Origin of the sequence: Sphingomonas sp. (genome assembly GCF_045810705.1) — a bacterium.
In the GTDB taxonomy this organism is placed as follows: Bacteria; Pseudomonadota; Alphaproteobacteria; order Sphingomonadales; family Sphingomonadaceae; genus Sphingomicrobium.
The window spans coordinates 56,581-72,772 of the sequence record NZ_JBJMVI010000017.1 but is presented as its reverse complement, the minus strand read 5'-3'; the positions used below and the strand labels follow the sequence as shown (position 1 = coordinate 72,772).

At 64.5% G+C, this 16,192-nt stretch carries 15 protein-coding genes and 1 tRNA gene; 8 read left to right on the top strand and 8 right to left on the bottom strand.

The annotated features are described in order from the left end of the window. Positions 1 to 43 precede the first annotated feature (43 nt). Entirely contained in the window at positions 44 to 814 is a 771-nt protein-coding gene (locus tag ACJ8FR_RS08415) for an alpha/beta fold hydrolase (protein ID WP_407828180.1), read from the top strand. 176 nt (positions 815 to 990) lie between these two features. Here ACJ8FR_RS08415 and ACJ8FR_RS08410 read toward each other — a convergent pair whose 3' ends face one another. Further along, a complete protein-coding gene (locus tag ACJ8FR_RS08410) occupies positions 991 to 1,299 on the bottom strand; it encodes a PilZ domain-containing protein (RefSeq protein WP_407828179.1) in 309 nt (102 codons plus the stop codon). A 178-nt stretch (positions 1,300 to 1,477) separates the two neighbouring features. Between ACJ8FR_RS08410 and ACJ8FR_RS08405 the strand changes: the two genes are divergently transcribed. Together ACJ8FR_RS08405 and ACJ8FR_RS08400 are read left to right on the top strand one after the other, a co-directional pair. Then, entirely contained in the window at positions 1,478 to 3,781 is a 2,304-nt protein-coding gene (locus ACJ8FR_RS08405; RefSeq protein ID WP_407828178.1) for a bifunctional salicylyl-CoA 5-hydroxylase/oxidoreductase, read from the top strand. A gap of 2 nt (positions 3,782 to 3,783) precedes the next feature. After that, positions 3,784 to 4,062 (top strand): hypothetical protein, encoded by a 279-nt coding sequence (locus ACJ8FR_RS08400; protein ID WP_407828177.1) that lies wholly within the window; start codon positions 3,784 to 3,786, stop codon positions 4,060 to 4,062. A gap of 18 nt (positions 4,063 to 4,080) precedes the next feature. Here ACJ8FR_RS08400 and ACJ8FR_RS08395 read toward each other — a convergent pair whose 3' ends face one another. Both ACJ8FR_RS08395 and ACJ8FR_RS08390 read right to left on the bottom strand, forming a co-directional pair. Beyond that, positions 4,081 to 4,359, bottom strand: a complete 279-nt coding sequence (locus ACJ8FR_RS08395) for a PilZ domain-containing protein (protein WP_407828176.1) — start codon at positions 4,357 to 4,359, stop codon at positions 4,081 to 4,083. A gap of 130 nt (positions 4,360 to 4,489) precedes the next feature. After that, positions 4,490 to 6,259 (bottom strand): hypothetical protein, encoded by a 1,770-nt coding sequence (locus tag ACJ8FR_RS08390; protein ID WP_407828175.1) that lies wholly within the window; start codon positions 6,257 to 6,259, stop codon positions 4,490 to 4,492. A 77-nt stretch (positions 6,260 to 6,336) separates the two neighbouring features. Here ACJ8FR_RS08390 and ACJ8FR_RS08385 point away from each other — a divergent pair, with 77 nt between their 5' ends. Continuing rightward, the gene (locus ACJ8FR_RS08385) at positions 6,337 to 6,555 is read left to right on the top strand and encodes a KTSC domain-containing protein (RefSeq protein WP_407828174.1); all 219 of its coding nucleotides are present in this window, start codon (positions 6,337 to 6,339) and stop codon (positions 6,553 to 6,555) included. On the opposite strand, the gene ACJ8FR_RS08380 is transcribed toward ACJ8FR_RS08385, so the two are convergent. Continuing rightward, positions 6,552 to 6,878, bottom strand: a complete 327-nt coding sequence (locus ACJ8FR_RS08380; RefSeq protein WP_407828173.1) for a hypothetical protein — start codon at positions 6,876 to 6,878, stop codon at positions 6,552 to 6,554. The genes ACJ8FR_RS08385 and ACJ8FR_RS08380 overlap by 4 nt on opposite strands. Positions 6,879 to 6,977: 99 nt before the next feature. Between ACJ8FR_RS08380 and ACJ8FR_RS08375 the strand changes: the two genes are divergently transcribed. Continuing rightward, positions 6,978 to 8,165 (top strand): molybdopterin molybdotransferase MoeA, encoded by a 1,188-nt coding sequence (locus tag ACJ8FR_RS08375; protein ID WP_407828172.1) that lies wholly within the window; start codon positions 6,978 to 6,980, stop codon positions 8,163 to 8,165. Positions 8,166 to 8,202: 37 nt separating this feature from the next. Here the strand turns inward: ACJ8FR_RS08375 and ACJ8FR_RS08370 are convergent. Together ACJ8FR_RS08370 and ACJ8FR_RS08365 are read right to left on the bottom strand one after the other, a co-directional pair. After that, a tRNA-Ser gene (locus tag ACJ8FR_RS08370) sits at positions 8,203 to 8,295 on the bottom strand. Between the two features lie 58 nt (positions 8,296 to 8,353). Beyond that, complete coding sequence (locus ACJ8FR_RS08365) at positions 8,354 to 9,241, bottom strand: aldose 1-epimerase (RefSeq protein WP_407828171.1); 888 nt, start codon at positions 9,239 to 9,241, stop codon at positions 8,354 to 8,356. A 126-nt stretch (positions 9,242 to 9,367) separates the two neighbouring features. Here ACJ8FR_RS08365 and ACJ8FR_RS08360 point away from each other — a divergent pair, with 126 nt between their 5' ends. After that, positions 9,368 to 9,691 carry a hypothetical protein gene (locus ACJ8FR_RS08360; protein ID WP_407828170.1) on the top strand — a complete coding sequence of 108 codons (324 nt, stop codon included), beginning with the start codon at positions 9,368 to 9,370 and terminating at the stop codon, positions 9,689 to 9,691. A gap of 85 nt (positions 9,692 to 9,776) precedes the next feature. Here the strand turns inward: ACJ8FR_RS08360 and ACJ8FR_RS08355 are convergent, their stop codons facing one another. Together ACJ8FR_RS08355 and ACJ8FR_RS08350 are read right to left on the bottom strand one after the other, a co-directional pair. Continuing rightward, positions 9,777 to 11,705 (bottom strand): glycoside hydrolase family 2 TIM barrel-domain containing protein, encoded by a 1,929-nt coding sequence (locus ACJ8FR_RS08355; protein WP_407828169.1) that lies wholly within the window; start codon positions 11,703 to 11,705, stop codon positions 9,777 to 9,779. A gap of 28 nt (positions 11,706 to 11,733) precedes the next feature. Continuing rightward, positions 11,734 to 12,483 carry a FadR/GntR family transcriptional regulator gene (locus tag ACJ8FR_RS08350; RefSeq protein ID WP_407828168.1) on the bottom strand — a complete coding sequence of 250 codons (750 nt, stop codon included), beginning with the start codon at positions 12,481 to 12,483 and terminating at the stop codon, positions 11,734 to 11,736. A gap of 164 nt (positions 12,484 to 12,647) precedes the next feature. Here ACJ8FR_RS08350 and ACJ8FR_RS08345 point away from each other — a divergent pair, with 164 nt between their 5' ends. Next, the gene (locus tag ACJ8FR_RS08345) at positions 12,648 to 14,936 is read left to right on the top strand and encodes a TonB-dependent receptor (RefSeq protein WP_407828167.1); all 2,289 of its coding nucleotides are present in this window, start codon (positions 12,648 to 12,650) and stop codon (positions 14,934 to 14,936) included. Positions 14,937 to 14,980: 44 nt separating this feature from the next. Next, positions 14,981 to 16,192: a D-mannonate dehydratase ManD gene (gene manD, locus ACJ8FR_RS08340; protein ID WP_407828166.1), complete on the top strand. Its 1,212-nt coding sequence runs from the start codon at positions 14,981 to 14,983 to the stop codon at positions 16,190 to 16,192.

Sequence of the window (16,192 nt, the reverse complement as noted above, 5' to 3'; positions counted from 1 at the left end):
GCGACGCTAGCGCGCGCGGCGGTGCGCTGCCAAGATGAAGCTGATGCCGCGCGTCGCAACCAGCATGGGCCACGAGATCGGCTATGTGGAAGCCGGGGGCGGCGACGCGACGCCGATCGTCTTCCTCCATGGCGTTGGCTCGGACAAATCGGTCTGGCATCCGCAGCTCACGCATTTCGGCCGCACGCGCCGCTCCATCGCCTTCGATTATCCGGGCTACGGCGACAGCGATCCCGCGCCGGAGGGCACCACGCGCGACGATTATGCGGAAGCGATCCTGTCGGCGATGGCAGCGCTCGACATCGATCGCGCACACATTTGCGGCCTGTCGCTCGGCGGGGTCGTCGCCATCGCCATGCACGATTCGGTGCCGCAGCGCTGCGCCTCAATGATCCTCGCGGACACGTTTGCCGTGCACCCCGAAGGCCGCGCGATCTACGAGCGCTCGCTCGCCGGAAGTCTCGATCTCGCCGCCATGGCGCAGGCGCGCGTCGATGTTCTGCTCGCCCAGCCCGCCGACCCGCAGGTCCGCCGCGAGGTGGTCGAGACCATGTCGCGCATCGATCCCGCCGCCTACCGCATTGGCGCCGAAGCCGTGTGGCTCGCCGACCAGCGCGACCGGGCGGCCGCCATTCGCGTGCCGACGCTCGTGGTGTGCGGCGACAAGGATGTGATCACGCCGCCCGCGCTGTCGGACGCGCTCGCCGATCTCATTCCCGGCGCGCGCATGGCGCTGATCGCCGGCGCCGGCCATCTGGCCAATCTGGAGAAGCCGGACGAGTTCAATGCGATTCTCGGTCAGTTCATCGACTGACAGCGCGCCTATTTGCGCCGCTCGTCCTTGCGCCGGTCTGTCTTCGCTTTATCGACGCGAACGCGCTCGACGGATCTTCGCTCACCGCCGCGGCGATCGCCTTGCCTGCGCTCGCCCTCGCGGTCCGTGCCTTCCTTTGGAGGCTCCTCGCCCATCGCCATACTCCTGCCTGGCGGTTACAAAGTGGCCGCCCCCGCCGGCGCAAGGAACGCGCCGCCCGCCTCGTCGCCGAGCACCCACCGGATCTGCGCCGGCACAAGCTCGTCGTCGACCCGAAGGCTGACGAACTCCCCGATGTGCAGCTTGTCGAGGACGTGCAGCCGGAATCCGCTGCCGGAAATGTCGAGGATCGTCGCTTCGACCTGCACCCCGTCGGAGTTGATGACGATTGCCGGCTTGCGCACATCGACTCGCGGGGCGCGCTTGGACATTCCGGGCGTTCGCACCATCGGCTGGCCCTCCGCCTTGAACTTAACATGGACCATGCGCCGAGAACAGCGCCGCTTGCCTCTGTCCTACAGGCGCACTGCTGTGCCATGCTGCGGCGATGCGGCGCGGCAGTCTCGAGGCAGGTCTCAAAACGCGCTTCGCGGCGATTCGTGCGGGTGCGCACACGCACGCGTGTGGGATCGCTCCGTTTGCTGCGTTTCGCGGGCCTCGCGCATGAAGATCGCGTGCGTCGGCGGCGGGCCCGCGGGCCTGTACTTCGCCATCTCGATGAAGCTGCGCGAGCCGGCGCACGAGATCGATGTCTTCGAGCGCAATCCGCCGGGCGTGACCTTCGGCTGGGGCGTGGTCTTCTCCGACCAGACGGTCGAGAATTTGACCCGCAACGACCCGGCGTCGGCCGCGGTCATCGCCGCCGAATTCGCGCACTGGGACGACATCGACGTCCATTTCCGGGGGGAGACGATCACCTCGGGGGGCCACGGCTTCATCGGCATCGGCCGCAAGCGCCTGCTCGAAATCCTCCAGGGCCGGGCCCGCGAGCTCGGCGTCACCCTGCACTTCGAAGCGGAATGCGATCCCGCCGATCCCAAGTGGCGCGGCTACGACCTGGTCATCGCGTCGGACGGGATCAACTCGCGCTTCCGCGACGCGCAAGCCGAAGCGTTCGGAGTCGACGTCGACGTGCGCGCGAACAAGTTCGTATGGCTCGGCACTTCGAAGGTGTTCGACGCCTTCACCTTCGCGTTCGAGGAGACGGAGCACGGCTGGATCTGGGCGCACGCCTACCGCTTCGCGCCCGACTGCTCGACCTTCATCGTCGAATGTTCTGAGGGCACCTGGCGCAGCTTCGGCTTCGACCGGATGAGCCAGGCCGACGCCATCGCGGCGTGCGAGAAATTGTTCGCCAAATATCTCGATGGCCATGCGTTGCAGTCGAACGCCTCGCACCTTGTCGGCTCCGCCGCCTGGCTGAGCTTCAAGCGCATCAAGTGCGAGCGCTGGTCGGGCGGCAATGTCATCCTGCTCGGCGACGCCGCGCACACCGCGCATTTCTCGATCGGCTCGGGCACCAAGCTCGCGCTCGAAGACGCGATCAAACTGGCCGACGTTCTCAACCGCGCCGGCCTCTCGCTCGAAGCCGCGCTCGACGAATTTCAGGCCGAGCGATCACTCGAAGTGCTCAAACTCCAGAATAGCGCGCGCAACTCGACCGAATGGTTCGAGACGCTCGAGCGCTACACGCATTTCGAGCCGCTGCAGTTCGCTTATTCGCTGCTCACCCGCTCGCAACGGATCAGCCACGAGAACCTTCGCCTGCGCGACCGCGACTGGCTCGAGACGGTCGAGCGATGGTTCTGGAAACGCGCTACGGACGGGCGCTCGAACACGATTGCGCCGCCGATGTTCGCGCCGCTCAAGCTGCGCGAAATGGAGGTGATGAACCGCGTCACCGTCTCGCCGATGGCGATGTACTCGGCGGTCGACGGCGTGCCCAACGACTTTCACTTCGTCCATTACGGCGAGCGCGCGATTGGCGGCGCCGGACTCGTCTTCACGGAGATGACCTGCGTCTCGCCCGAAGGCCGGATCAGCCCGGGCTGCACCGGCATGTGGAACGCCGATCATGTCGCTGCGTGGAAGCGCATCGTCGACTTCGCCCACACCCAGTCGAAAGCGAAGATCTGCCTCCAGCTCGGCCACTCCGGCGGCAAGGGTTCGACCAGGCTCGGCTGGGAAGGCAATGACTTGCCCCTCGACGCCGGCAACTGGCCGGTGATGGCGGCGAGTGATGTGCCGTGGTCGCCGGTCAACCAGGTGCCGCGCGAAATGACCCGCGCCGACATGGACGTGGTGCGCGACCAGTTCGTCGCCGCGGTGCGTATGGGCCTCGAAGCCGGCTTCGACATGGTCGAGCTCCACGCCGCCCACGGTTATTTGCTCGCGAGCTTCATCACGCCGCTGCAGAACAAGCGCACCGACGACTATGGCGGGAGCCTCGAGAATCGCCTCCGCTACCCGCTGGAAGTGTTCGCGGCGATGCGCGCCGCCTGGCCGTCCGACAAGCCGATGTCGGTGCGCATCTCCGCGACGGATTGGGCCGGCGATGATGGGATCACGCCCGACGAGGCGGTGCTGATCGGCGAGGCGTTCGCTCAGCAAGGCGCCGACCTCATCGACGTCTCGGCTGGCCAGAGCTGGGCCGGGCAGCAGCCGGTCTACGGCCGCATGTTCCAGACCCCGTTCAGCGACCGCATCCGCAACGAAGGCAAGCTCGCGACCATGGCCGTCGGCAACATCTACGAGCCCGACCACGCCAATTCGATCCTTGCTGCCGGCCGGGCCGATCTCGTCGCGCTGGCGAGACCGCACCTCATCGATCCCTTCTGGACGCTGCGCGCCGCCGCGCAGCTCGATTACCGCGATGTGAATTGCCCGCCGCAATATCTCAACGGAATGGCCCAGCTCGCCCGCAATTTGAAACGCGAAGCCGAAGCCGCCGCGGCGTTGCGGGTGTAACCATGAGTGCGCTCGAGCGGATCATTTTGGCGCTCAGTCTGCCGATTGGAGCGACCATTCTTTGGCAGGTGGCCACCTTTAAGTGGGGTTTTGACTCCTTGATGACGATGAGCCCGCTGTTCTTCGTCGTCGTCATAGCGGTCGGAGCGATGTTGATCGCGCTCGGTCCGTGGAAGCCGTGGAAAAAGGTTCTGATCTTGGCCGCTTACGTCGCGCTTGAATATGTTGGAACGTTCGTCGCTGCCCTTGGTACCGCCTGCGCCATTGGTCCCTGCATGTGACCCTTGGCGGGTGTCGATTTACAGCGCAACCGCCTCCGCGAAGACGCCGCCGGCATCCTGCCCGCAGGCCCAGCAGATCAGCGCCTTCACCGGGAAATTCTTCGACGCCTCGAGCGTCACCACCCAGCCGGCCTGCAGCGGATTTTCGGTATGGAGGCGGAAGCCGTCGCTCGACAGGTTGAGGACCTGGGCCTCGATCTCGCCCGCCTGGCAATGCACGCGCACGGCAAACTCGGCATCGACGCGGGGGTCCCTGGAGAGCAGCTCCTGCCCTTCCAGAATCGCTTCATGTTTCATGTCGCATCCACTTCAGCTCGTGCCCGCCCCGCGTCCACTCGGAGCATGCACTGGTTCCACGCTTCGTTAATTAGACGAGCATGGTTGATGACTGTCTGAAGGAAGCTGGTTGCCGCCGCGTTTACCAGCTTCAGCGGCGGAACAGCCGGAAGCTGTGGGCCGGGATTGTCACCGCTTCAGCCGCCGAGGCTTTGCGGATGACGCGCACATTTGCCGCATCGTCGCGGAAATTTTCCACCACGAACGCGCCATTGTCGTAGGTGAACAGCGCGACGTGATCGGGCGCATCGATCTGCACCGGGAGGTCGGCGAACAGATATTGCTTGATCCGCGTGACCATCGGGCGCGGGAGCGAATAGAGGTCGCCGAAATTCTCCGGCATCGTCCACAGGTAAAGCGTGCCCTTCGAATAACGGTTCATCAGCACGATCGGGAAGCCCTTCGCCGTCGCGACGCCACGGATGATCCCCCAGCTGTCGTTGGTGTAGAAGCGCACTTCGGGGAACAGCACCGGCTTGGTCTTGCCGGGCTCCTTGAGTTCGGTGCCCTTGCCCGCGCCGAAGCCGTCGAAATATTGATTGATCGCAATCGTGTGGGCGGTCGCCTGCCAGTCGGCGAGCTGCGCGAAGCCCTTGCCCTGCATCGCTTCGAGGAAGCCCGAGGTGACGATCACGTTGGCGCCGCCGCGCAGGCTGGCGTCGATCCTGGCGATGATCTGCGGATCGGCCGCCGCGGCCTGCGTCAGCAGGATCGTATGCGCGGCCGCCGGATATTCCGGATAGAGCTCGACCGGCACGCCGAGGTTGCCAATGTAATTGTGCAGGAAGTCCTCGCCCGTCGCGTGCGGCGGACGGTAGCTGGCGACGCCCACCGGCTTGCCGAGGTCCGCCAGCGCGCTGTCGACGACATGCAGCGCCTCATTGGCGGCGCTCGCCCATCCGCCGGCGCCGGCAGGCCAACGGAAGCTGGTGGCCTGCTTCGCCCAAGGACGCGTCCCCGCGGTCGCGGGCTTGGCCTCCGCCATCGGGCTCCAGTTGAACAGCATCTGCTCGGGCGCCTTGGCGAACAGACCGTCCCACAGCTGCTCGGCATAGCGGTCGATCGACCGCGTGTCGTACGTATCGGCCCAAACCCCGAGGTTCGCGCCCGGCCTGACGTTCGAGAGATAGCGGTAGATCTCGTAGCTCTCGTACTGCTGCAGCAGCTGGTCGGTGATCACCGGATCGCGCGTCTCGGTGCCGGTGTAGATACCGTCGAACATCTTGGGTTGCTCGGCAAGGTCGTAGCCGAGGCCGTGGAAATGCTCGTACCAATTGGGATATTTGATGATCACCCGGACCCGCGGATTCTCCTGGCGCGCCGGACCAAGCACCAGGTTGCGGCTCGCCTCGCGCATCCGGTCGACGCGGTAATCGGTCCAGCTGCGGTTGCCCTTCGCCGCAATGTCGGCGTCGGACTTGGAGGTGTAGAAGAAGAAGTCGTCGAGGATCACTTCGTCGAAATGGCGCGCGATCAGGCGGACCGCGCGTTCGCATTCGGCGCGGTCGGCCGGATTCTCATAATCGAAGGTCCCGAACTGCCCGCCCGAGCCGCCGGCGGCGAGCGTGACGCCCCCGGAGGTCTGGATGCCTTTTGCCTGGAACGCGCGCTTGACCGTCTCCAGCTCGGCATCGGTCGCCATCTGCCGATCTCGGTAGGCCTCGATATAGACCTTGTCGAAGCTGAGCTGCGAGGAGACGCGGGCGAAATCGCGCGAGAAGGTGGCGGGGTCCGCGAGCCGCTTGGTGTCGTGGACCGTGACGTAGATCGCAACCCGGAAATTCTTGTACGCGGCCGCATGTGCTGCGTGCGCGAACACCGCGACGTACAAGAAGGCGATGACGCCGATGACTCGCTGCAAGCGCACTTTCTCCCCCGTCCGCTGTTAGCGCTACCAATAGCTATCGCGGGAACGGGAGCAAGGGGGCGCCGACGGCGTTGCAGCACGAGATGGTCCAGGTCGACTCAGAAGCGATCACCGAAATCGACTATGACGCGTCAGGATCCACCCTGTTCGTGCGCTTCGCCCACGGCGGCTGGTACAGCTATTTCGCGGTCCCAAAACACGTCCGCAACGCGTTCGTCGCCGCCGAATCTCACGGCCGCTTCTTTCACGAGAATATTCGCGATCGCTACCCGTACCGCAAAGGCCGCTAACCGGCGCCCAGTTCCTGCCTAGGTTCCGGTAATCGGCTCGGCCACTCCTTGGCTTTTTCAGCGGCGTTCAATTCGCGGATCAGCGCGTCGACGCCGCGCGTCAGCTCGTTGAGGAAAGTCACGTCGTGCCGCGCGCCGCGATAGCTCTCCGCCATCAGGATCGCGTCGATCAGGATCGGCACGACCAAGCTTTCGGGATCTTCCAGATCCTCAAGCGCTCTGAGCTTGGCGAGCGCCTTGCGCCGCGCGCCAAGCGGATCCGCCATCGCCTCGGTTCGACCAATGCACCAGCCCATCGCTCTTCTCCCGCCTTCCGCCCCCAAGAATACGCGTCTTGCGGCGCGCCGGAAGTTCGAGCCGCCGCAGCCGTGGCGCGCTTCGGCGTAGTTGACGTTAAGCCGGCCGCGGGAAACAGCGGTCGCATGATCAGTTTCGACGAAGCCTTGGCGATCATCGGCACGGCCGTGCGGCCGCTCGGGACGGAGCGGATCGCGATCGGCGAAGCGGGTGGCAGGGTGCTCGCGGCGCCGGTCGTTGCGGCGATCGATTCTCCCCGTGCGGACGTGTCGGCGATGGATGGTTATGCAGTCCGGGGCGCCGACGTCGAAGCTTTTCCGGTCTCGCTGAAGGTTGTGGGAGAATCACTTCCGGGTCTCGGCTGGCCAGGCTCAATCGAGCCCGGCAGCTGCGTCCGCATCTTCACCGGCGCGCCCCTGCCAGCAGGCGCCGACCGCATCGTGATCCAGGAGCAGGTCCGGCGCGAGGGTGAAACGGCGATCATCGGCAGGGAGCCGGGACCTGCGACTTGGGTCCGGGTGAGCGGCGGCGACTTTCGCGTCAGTGAGGACGTCCTTCCTGCGGGCCGCTTGCTCGATCCGGCCGCACTTACCGCCGCGGCCGGCGCCGACGCCTCCGAGGCCGAAGTCTTCCTGCGGCAGCGCATCGCGCTGCTCAGCAGCGGCGACGAGCTCGTCGAACCTGGCCAGGCGCGCTCGTCTGCGCTCGCTGTCCCGGACAGTGCCTCGGTCGGTGTCGCCGCCCTCGCCGAACAATGGGGCGGGCGAGTGATCCGTCGCGAGCGCCTGCGCGACGATCTCGCCCAGATGCAAGCCGCCGCGCGCGACGCCGCCAGCTCCGCGGACGTGATCGTGGTCATCGGCGGCGCATCGGTTGGCGAACGCGATTTCGCCAAGGCGATGTTCGAACCGCTGGCGCTCGAGCTGCTCTTTTCGAAAATCTCTATCCGGCCGGGCAAGCCGGCATGGTTCGGACGGATAGGCGAGACGTTGGTCCTCGGACTCCCCGGGAATCCGACGTCGGCGCTGGTCACGGCAAGGCTGCTGTTGGCCCCGTTGCTCGGCGTTGCGCAAGGTCGAACAATCGAGGACGCGCTGCCGTGGGAGCCGGCGCGCCTGGCCATGACGCTGCCCCCTTGCGACCTTCGCGAAACCTTCCACCGCGCGCGCCTCGCAGGTGGCGAGGTTTCGCTGGTCGGTTTCCAGGACTCGCATGCGCACAAAGCGCTCGCCGATGCGGATGTCCTCGTGCGGCAGCGGGCGAATTCCGCGGCCATGCCAGCCGGCGAAGCCGTGCCAGTGCTGCGGCTCTGACGGGGCACCGAAGCCGATCTTTCGATGGCGGCAGCGCTGGCGGAGACGGAGGGATTCGAACCCTCGGTACGGGAATACCCCGTACGGCGGTTTAGCAAACCGCTGGTTTCAGCCACTCACCCACGTCTCCGAGTGCGGCACGAAGCGCGGCTATATAAGGCAGTTTGCGCGGCTTCAACCTGACCGCGTCACGCCGCGGCGACGTCGAGCCGCATCGTCAGCCTCATCTCCTCACCGGGGCCGAGAACGCGCAGCCCGAGCCCCGCCCACTCGTCTTCGGGGGCGTTGAGCGCGGCATTGGCGTGCGTTACCGGCTCGGCGACGAAGATCGCGCCTTGCGCCGGCGAGTATAGCTGGAAGAAGTGGGCGTCGCCCGAGCCCAGCCGCAGCGTGTAGGGCCAGTCCGGGTCGCTCATTCGGGCCTCCCCGCCCCAGCCGCCGAAGCCATGGTCGAGGCCCTGCCCGCAGACCAGCCGATTGCGCAGATCGAACCGCCCTTGCGCGGGCACCTTGTCGACCGGCAGCACCTTGTCGTCGATCGTCCAGGCGTCAGTCACCTGCGTGTCGAGCCGGGTCTCCGGGCCGCACGGGAAATAGGGATGCTGGCCAAGCCCGCACGGCATCGGATCGGCCCCGGCGTTGCGGCACTTGAGCGTTACCGAAAGCCCGTTCTCATCGAGGACAAACTCTTGCCGCGCCTCGTAAGCCCATGGCCATTCGCCTGGCTCGTGAGCGAAGCTCAGCACAGCTTCGCGCTCGCCTGCCTGCTCGACGGTCCAGGCGTTGAGCCACCCCTGCCCGTGCAGCGGGCTCGGATCGCCGGGCATGTTGGGTGCAATCCGCACCTCGCGCCCACGAAAGGTGAAGCGCCCGTCGCGAATGCGGTTGACGTAGGGGACGAGCGGGAAGCTCGCCGCGTCGAGGGCCTTTTCGAGCGGAGTGTGGCTTTTGCGCAATATTGGCCGCGAGGTCTCGCCGTCAGTCCACTCGAAGGCGGAGATAGCGCCGCCGATGGAAGGACTTAGCCCCAGCCGGAGACGACCGGCGATCAACCTCACATGCTCGTCGGCAGCCATTTCCTGACCTTTCGCTGTCCAATGGATTCACCCAAGCGCAACTTGGTTGGGGATAAATCCCAAAATCAGATTGCGCGTCGAATCGCGCCAAATGTATTTAACGTCCCGGGGCCGGGGAGGGTCGCAATGGGTAGACGCGTCAAGGAATATGTCGACGTCGAGGACCATGTGTCGATCGACGATCTCATCGAGAAACTCGCCGCGATCCGCGATGGCTTGCCCAAGGGCTCGAATGCCGAGCTGCGGCTCCGCGGCGACGAAATTTTCGGCCATCGGATCACGATCTCCTACTTCCGCGCGCAGACAAAAGAGGAAGCGGCGGTCGAGAAGCGCTACGCCGAGGAAGCGCGCGACGCCAAGGAGCGCGAGCTGCAGCGGCTTCAGGCCGAGCTCGGGGTGGTCTGCTATGCAGCGCCCGGCAAACGGGGCAAGCTGAGGATCGTCGCCTAGAGTCGTTGGAACGGGAAGCTGACCGAGCGGGGCAGTCATCCGCGAACCCGTGCCTTCCCTGTGATCGGATTGGTCGCAAGGGCTGCTAAACTGATGAGCGCGCTCGCGTCCATCTGTTGTGCAACATGCGCGCGGCTTCCTTTGGCCGACGGTCGCGCGTGAAAACGCCTTTGAGGTTAAGTGAGCCAACCCGCATGATATTCTGCGACGTTTTGAAGTCGGCGAAGGCCCACGGATGCGCTCCCACCACGAACGGCAATTTGGCGATGGCGTCGAGATAGGTCGCAATCAGATCGCTCTGATAATCCTCGCTCCACATCTCCGGCGGCTGGGAATGGACGCCGGACATGGCGTCGGCACCGAACTCGGTCACGATCATCGGCTTGGAGCCTGCACGCGCATGCAGGCCGCGCAATTCGCGTTCCAGGGTCGCCGCGGCATCAGGCTGGCGCCCGGAAACGGCGTACCAGCCATTATAGGAGTTGGTGCAGATCACGTCGCCCTGGCCGACCCATTCGAATGGCCCGTTCTGCAGACTGACCAGCGTCACGGGACGCGTCGAATCAAGCGCGCGCAAGTGGCGGAAAATCGATTTGAAGAACGCGGCGCCCTTTGCGACTGAATCGGGCGGTGCATTATCGAGCGAATGAAATGGCTTTGTGAGCGGCTCGTTCGCGACCGACCACATGATGACGCAGGCGTGGTTCTTGTCGCGTGACACGAGATCGGTGAGATCGTTGGCGAGCTGGATCTGGCGTGCGGCGAGGATCGCTGGAGAATCGGAGAATGTGATGCTGACGCCCGGAGTCTCGTCGATGACGAGGAAGCCGTAGCGGTCGGCAAGCATCATCGCTTCCTCGGAATAGGGATAATGCGACGTCCGGAAACTGTTCGCTCCGATCCATTTCAGAAGCTCGAAATCGCGCACCAGAACCGCGAGATCCTGTCCGCGGCCGTGCAGCATGAAATCCTCATGCTTGCCGAATCCGCGCAGGTACACCGGCTCGCCGTTGAGCAGCAGCCTCTCGCCCTCGACGCGGATCGTGCGCAGCCCGACCGGAAACGCGTATTCGTCAACCAGAGCATGATCGCCGATGCGGACCGTCAGCGTGTAAAGGAAGGGATTGTCGGGGCTCCAGGCGCGCACTCCAGGAACCCGCAAGGTGGCAACTCCGGTGCCGCCAGACACGACAAGCCGCGCGTCGATGCGGGTCGCTCCATCGCCCAGGCTGACGTAGCCGCCACCGGACCAGCCGTTGGCGACGCGCACGCTGATCTCGACCGTCGCCGAGGCGCCGATATCCTTGGTGATGACCGCGACATCCTCGATGTGATCGCGGGGCACGGCGTAAAGCCACACCGGGCGGTGCAGTCCGGAATAAGGAAAGAAATCGTAAGAGGTTTCCGGCAGGTCCTCCTGGTACAGGCGGAAAGCCGAAGTGTCGGGGACGGCGGGCACGCGGTCGATCAGGAGATGGTTCTCGACCATGACCACCAGAAGGTTGGGGCGGTCGCTGCGAACCGCGCCGGTCGCGTCGAACGCGAATGGCAGGTGGCCACCGAGATGGTCCCCAAGATAATGGCCGTTGAGCCAGACCCTGGCGCGGTAGACCGCAGATCCGAACCGCAGGTACAGCCGGCGATCAAGCGTGGTGTCGGCACGAAATTCCGTCTGATACCAGGCGGCTCCGGTGTAATCGCGCGCGTCGTCGAAGAGGTCGTTCCAGCTGCACGGCACGGGAATTCGGCGCGCGTCGCCGAAGCCGTTGGGCCAGCCTAGCGTTTCCCCGCGGCCATCCGGATCAAGCCGGAAATCCCACAGTCCGGACAAGTCCCGAACGCTGCGCGTGGCGCTTTCATGCGGATAGAGCGGCGTGAAGCGGGGGCCCGTCGCTGCCGTCTCGGTTGCCGCGATCGCGGCCGGCGCCGCGCTGCTCCCGAGCGCTACGCCCGCGGTGACTCCAATCGCCTCACGGCGGGTCAATTCGAGCCCGCCGTTTTCGCGTTCAGTCATAGCTTCACTACCCCCGTGGTCTAGCCGATCAACTGCCCGTGACAAATCGGCGGCGCTGCGCATCGAGACGTGCCCGCGCCTGTTCGAGCTCATGAACCTCGGTGGCTTCGAGCAGCGATTCGAGGACGCGCGTCAGATGCGATCGCATGGCTTCGCGAGCGGCGTCGGGATCACGCGCACGTAGCGCTTCCACGATCAGTGCATGTTCGTCGCTGCGTGGCCCGACGCCGGCTTCGTGCGCCTTGTCGCTCAGCAATCGATATTGCGGAGAACGCGCACGCGCCATCCACAACATTTCGACCGACGCATACATCGCGCTATTCCCGGTTGCTCGGGCAATAGCCAGATGAAGCTGGCGATCCGCCTCTTCCGATGCGGCAATGTCGTGCGGCGAGCGGATGATGTTCGCGAGATGCCGTTCGATCTCAGCGAGCTCGGTGTCGCTGATTTGGGCGGCGGCGAGAAACGCCGCTTCGCCCTCGATCGCACGCCGAGCCTCGAGCAATTCAAACGGGCCGATGTCGGTGACACCAGCGTGCCCCGAACGCGGAGCGCGGGCGATGACATAGACGCCGGAGCCGGTGCGGACTTCGACCTGTCCGTCCAGCTCCAACGCGAAGATCGCCTCGCGGACGGTTGGCCGGGAGACCGAATAGGATTGGGCGAGTTCGCGCTCGGAAGGCAGGCGTTGTCCCACTGGGTAGGTGCCCGCCGCGATCTTTGCTGCGAGATCGCTTGCGACGCGTTCGTAGAGCCGGCTCGATTCAGGCTTTGCCATTCGCTTCGTTTATCCGGTCATGCCGGTGTGGGCAAGGTGGACAGTCATGCCAGACCAGATCGGCTTGGCCAAACAGGTTGCTATTGGTCAGTCCAGTCTGTAGAGACGGTCCCGATAAAGCCGGCGCAAGACCGGCACGTCAAACAATGGTTGGAGGGGACATCGTGAAAATCTCGAAGCGAATTCCGCTTGCGCTTTTGGCCGGCTCCATTTTGAGCAGCCTGCCTGCAGCGACCTATGCACAGGATGCGCCGCAGGCCGCGACGCCGGCGCAAGTCTCGGCTCAGGCTCCGACGCCGACGGACCCCTACACCATCGTGATCACCGCTCAGAAACGTGTCGAGAACGTCCAGGATGTCCCCGTCGCCGTGCAGGTCATATCCGGCGCTCAGCTGGAGGCCAACGGCGTTCGCGAATTCTCGGAACTGACCAAGGTCGCGCCCTCGTTGATCGTTCGGCCGTCGGATCAGCCGGTAAACGCTTCCCTATCGATCCGCGGCATCGGCACCTTCGCCTTCTCCATCGGGGTCGAGCCGAGCGTCGCCGTTCAGATCGACGACGTGCCGATTGCGTTTCAGGCGCGCGCCTTCGCCGACCTGTCGGATATCGCCCGGATCGAAGTCCTGCGTGGTCCGCAAAGTACACTCTACGGTAAGTCCGCATCTGCCGGGCTCATCAACATCATCACGCCTGGTCCGACCCGCGACTGGACGGTCAAGGCTCATGCGCTGGCCACGACGGATTCGGAATACACGATTGGCGGAACCGTTTCCGGCCCACTGTCAAAGGATCTCGGCATCCGCGTCACGGTCAACCATGACGATTTCAACGGAAACGTCCACAACCTGTTCACCGGCGAAAAGGTGAATGGACGCAAGTTCACCTCCGCCAGAGGCAAGCTCGTATGGAGCCCGGGATCGGCGATTACGGCAACCGTCGGCCTCGATTATATCAAGGGCAGCACGACGCTCGGCCGCCCCTTCATTCGCGGTCTTGGACCAACCGCTTTTCTCCGCGGCAATGTCGCCCAGCCGCCATCGGTATTCGCGCCTGGAGTGACGGTCGGGCCGGATAATCAGGACGTCTCGAACAATGCGCCGGCCGGCACCCGTTACGATGGGTTCGGCCAGTCCCTGAAGCTCGCAGCCGATCTTGGCGGTCCGACGCTGATGTCGATCACGTCGCATGACCGTTACAAGCTCGACGATTTCCTCGATCAGGACGATACGTCGGTCGCCGCGCCGGACAATCGGCAGGGCGGCCGATTCAGATCGCGACAGTGGACCGAGGAACTGCGCCTCGTATCGGCCAGCGATCAGCCGCTGCGTTACACGCTCGGTCTGTTCTTCGCCGACATAGGCTACACACGCCGGTTCGTGCGCGGCCCCGTCTTCTCGCAAGCCGACTGGTTCGCGACTTCCGGGTCGAATCAGGCGGCCGCGTTCGGGCAATTGGACTATGAATTCCTGCCCGGAACGGTGGCGACGGCTGGCCTTCGCTATCAGCACGAAAAGGTGGACTACACCTTTAGAGACGTCCGCAACGGCAACGCGTTTTTCAGCGGAGATGCCAAGGAGAATTTCGCAACCTACCGGATTGCCCTGCGCCATGAATTCAGCCGCGATTTCATGCTTTATGGGTCCTACTCAACGGGTCACAAGGGACAGACATTTGACCTGAGTACCGGCTTCAATGCGCAGCGCGCATCGGGTGGGCCGGTGCGGCCGGAGAAATCGCGCAACATCGAGTTCGGCGCCCGTAGCCAGTTTTTCGATCGGCGGCTGACGCTCAACCTCACGCTGTTCGACGCGCGCTATCGCGATTTCCAGGCCCAAGGGATCGAATCCTTCCCCGATGGCACGGTCAATTATCGTCTGGCCAACGTCGGCCGGATCCATTCGAAGGGTGTCGAGCTGGAGTCGTCGGCGCGCATCGCCAACGATTTGAACGTCGCGGCTTCGGTTGCCTATCTCGACGCGATCATTACCGAGTTCCCCTTCGCCCAATGCTATGCGGCACAGACTCTTGCTCAAGGCTGCAACCCCGCAGTGGGAGCAACGCCGGCGTTCCAGAACCTGGCGGGCGCTCGGCCCGCGCAGTCGCCAAAATGGAAGCTGTCTGCAAGCGGTGAGTACACCCCACGCCTGGGCGATATGCCGGTCACGGGATTGGTCCAGGCTGCCTACAGCTATACCAGCAGGATCAATTTCTCGCTCAGCCAGGACCCCGAGACGATTCAGCCGGGCTTCGGCATCCTCAATCTCGCGGTCGGCGTGCGCGGAATATCGAGGCCATATGAGATTGCGGTCTTCGTCAACAACGTCTTTGACCAGCAATATTACGGCAATCTCATAAACTCGCGGGGCACCTACAATAACCAGATCGCCACCCAGGCGATCCTTCCGCGCGACTTCCGCCGCTACGCTGGTGTCAGGGCAAGTTATTCGTTCTAACAGTCGGAATCCCCTCCGAGCGCCCTAGCGGAGCCACAGGACACATGCCGATCATCACCGGCGCCAAGGTTGTCGTGACCTGCCCTGGCCGTAACTTCGTCACGCTGAAGATCGAAACCGACCAAGGCATTTACGGCCTTGGCGACGCCACGCTCAACGGCCGGGAGCTCGCCGTGGCGAGCTATCTTCAGGACCATGTGATCCCCTGTCTCGTCGGACGCGACGCGCACCGCATCGAGGATATTTGGCAGTTCCTCTACCGCGGCGCCTACTGGAGGCGCGGTCCCGTCACGATGAGCGCGATCGCGGCAGTCGACACGGCGTTGTGGGATATCAAGGCCAAGATTGCCGGGCTGCCGCTCTATCAGTTGCTTGGTGGCGCAAGCCGACAGGGCGTGATGGTTTACGGTCATGCCAACGGCGCCGACATCGACGCGACGATCGACTCCGCGCGCGATTACCAGCAGCAAGGATATCGCGCGATCCGCTTGCAGAGCGGAGTCCCGGGGCTGGCGTCGGCCTATGGAGTCTCGAAGGACAAATATTTCTACGAGCCGGCCGACGGCGACCTGCCCAGGGAGAACCAGTGGTCGACCGAGCGCTATCTCCGCAGCGTTCCCGAACTGTTCGAGCGCGCGCGCGGGGTCCTCGGTAACGACGTCCACCTGCTTCACGACGCCCACCACCGCCTGTCGCCGATCGAAGCGGGCCGGCTCGGCCGCGACCTTGAGCCCTATCGTCCGTTCTGGCTGGAGGATCCGACGCCGGCGGAAAACCAGGCAGGCTTCCGGATCATCCGACAGCACACGACGACCCCGATCGCCGTCGGCGAGGTCTTCAATTCGATCTGGGACTGCAAGCAGCTGATCGAAGAACAGCTGATCGATTACATCCGTACCACCGTGGTCCACGCGGGCGGGATCACGCACCTGCGCCGGATCGCCGATTTCGCCGCCTTGCACGATGTCCGGACCGGTTGCCACGGGGCGACCGATCTGTCGCCGGTGTGCATGGGTGCCGCGCTGCACTTCGATCTGTCTGTGCCCAATTTCGGGGTCCAGGAATATATGCGCCATACGCCCGAGACGGACGCGGTCTTCCCGCACGCCTACAGCTTTGCCGACGGCTACCTGCATCCGGGCGAAGAACCTGGGATCGGGGTCGACATCGACGAAGCCGCCGCCGCCAAATATCCGTATCGCCGCGCCTACCTTCCGGTGAACCGGCTCGAGGACGGCACGATGTTCAACTGGTAG

Bases quoted from the DNA above. Each gene is read 5' to 3' on its own strand.
- ACJ8FR_RS08360 (WP_407828170.1), top strand. From the start codon at position 9,368: ATGGGTAGACGCGTCAAGGAATATGTCGACGTCGAGGACCATGTGTCG.
- ACJ8FR_RS08365 (WP_407828171.1), bottom strand. From the start codon at position 9,241: ATGGCTGCCGACGAGCATGTGAGGTTGATCGCCGGTCGTCTCCGGCTG.
- manD (WP_407828166.1), top strand. From the start codon at position 14,981: ATGCCGATCATCACCGGCGCCAAGGTTGTCGTGACCTGCCCTGGCCGT.
- ACJ8FR_RS08350 (WP_407828168.1), bottom strand. From the start codon at position 12,483: ATGGCAAAGCCTGAATCGAGCCGGCTCTACGAACGCGTCGCAAGCGAT.
- ACJ8FR_RS08415 (WP_407828180.1), top strand. From the start codon at position 44: ATGCCGCGCGTCGCAACCAGCATGGGCCACGAGATCGGCTATGTGGAA.
- ACJ8FR_RS08375 (WP_407828172.1), top strand. From the start codon at position 6,978: ATGATCAGTTTCGACGAAGCCTTGGCGATCATCGGCACGGCCGTGCGG.
- ACJ8FR_RS08355 (WP_407828169.1), bottom strand. From the start codon at position 11,705: ATGACTGAACGCGAAAACGGCGGGCTCGAATTGACCCGCCGTGAGGCG.
- ACJ8FR_RS08400 (WP_407828177.1), top strand. From the start codon at position 3,784: ATGAGTGCGCTCGAGCGGATCATTTTGGCGCTCAGTCTGCCGATTGGA.
- ACJ8FR_RS08405 (WP_407828178.1), top strand. From the start codon at position 1,478: ATGAAGATCGCGTGCGTCGGCGGCGGGCCCGCGGGCCTGTACTTCGCC.
- ACJ8FR_RS08410 (WP_407828179.1), bottom strand. From the start codon at position 1,299: ATGGTCCATGTTAAGTTCAAGGCGGAGGGCCAGCCGATGGTGCGAACG.
- ACJ8FR_RS08395 (WP_407828176.1), bottom strand. From the start codon at position 4,359: ATGAAACATGAAGCGATTCTGGAAGGGCAGGAGCTGCTCTCCAGGGAC.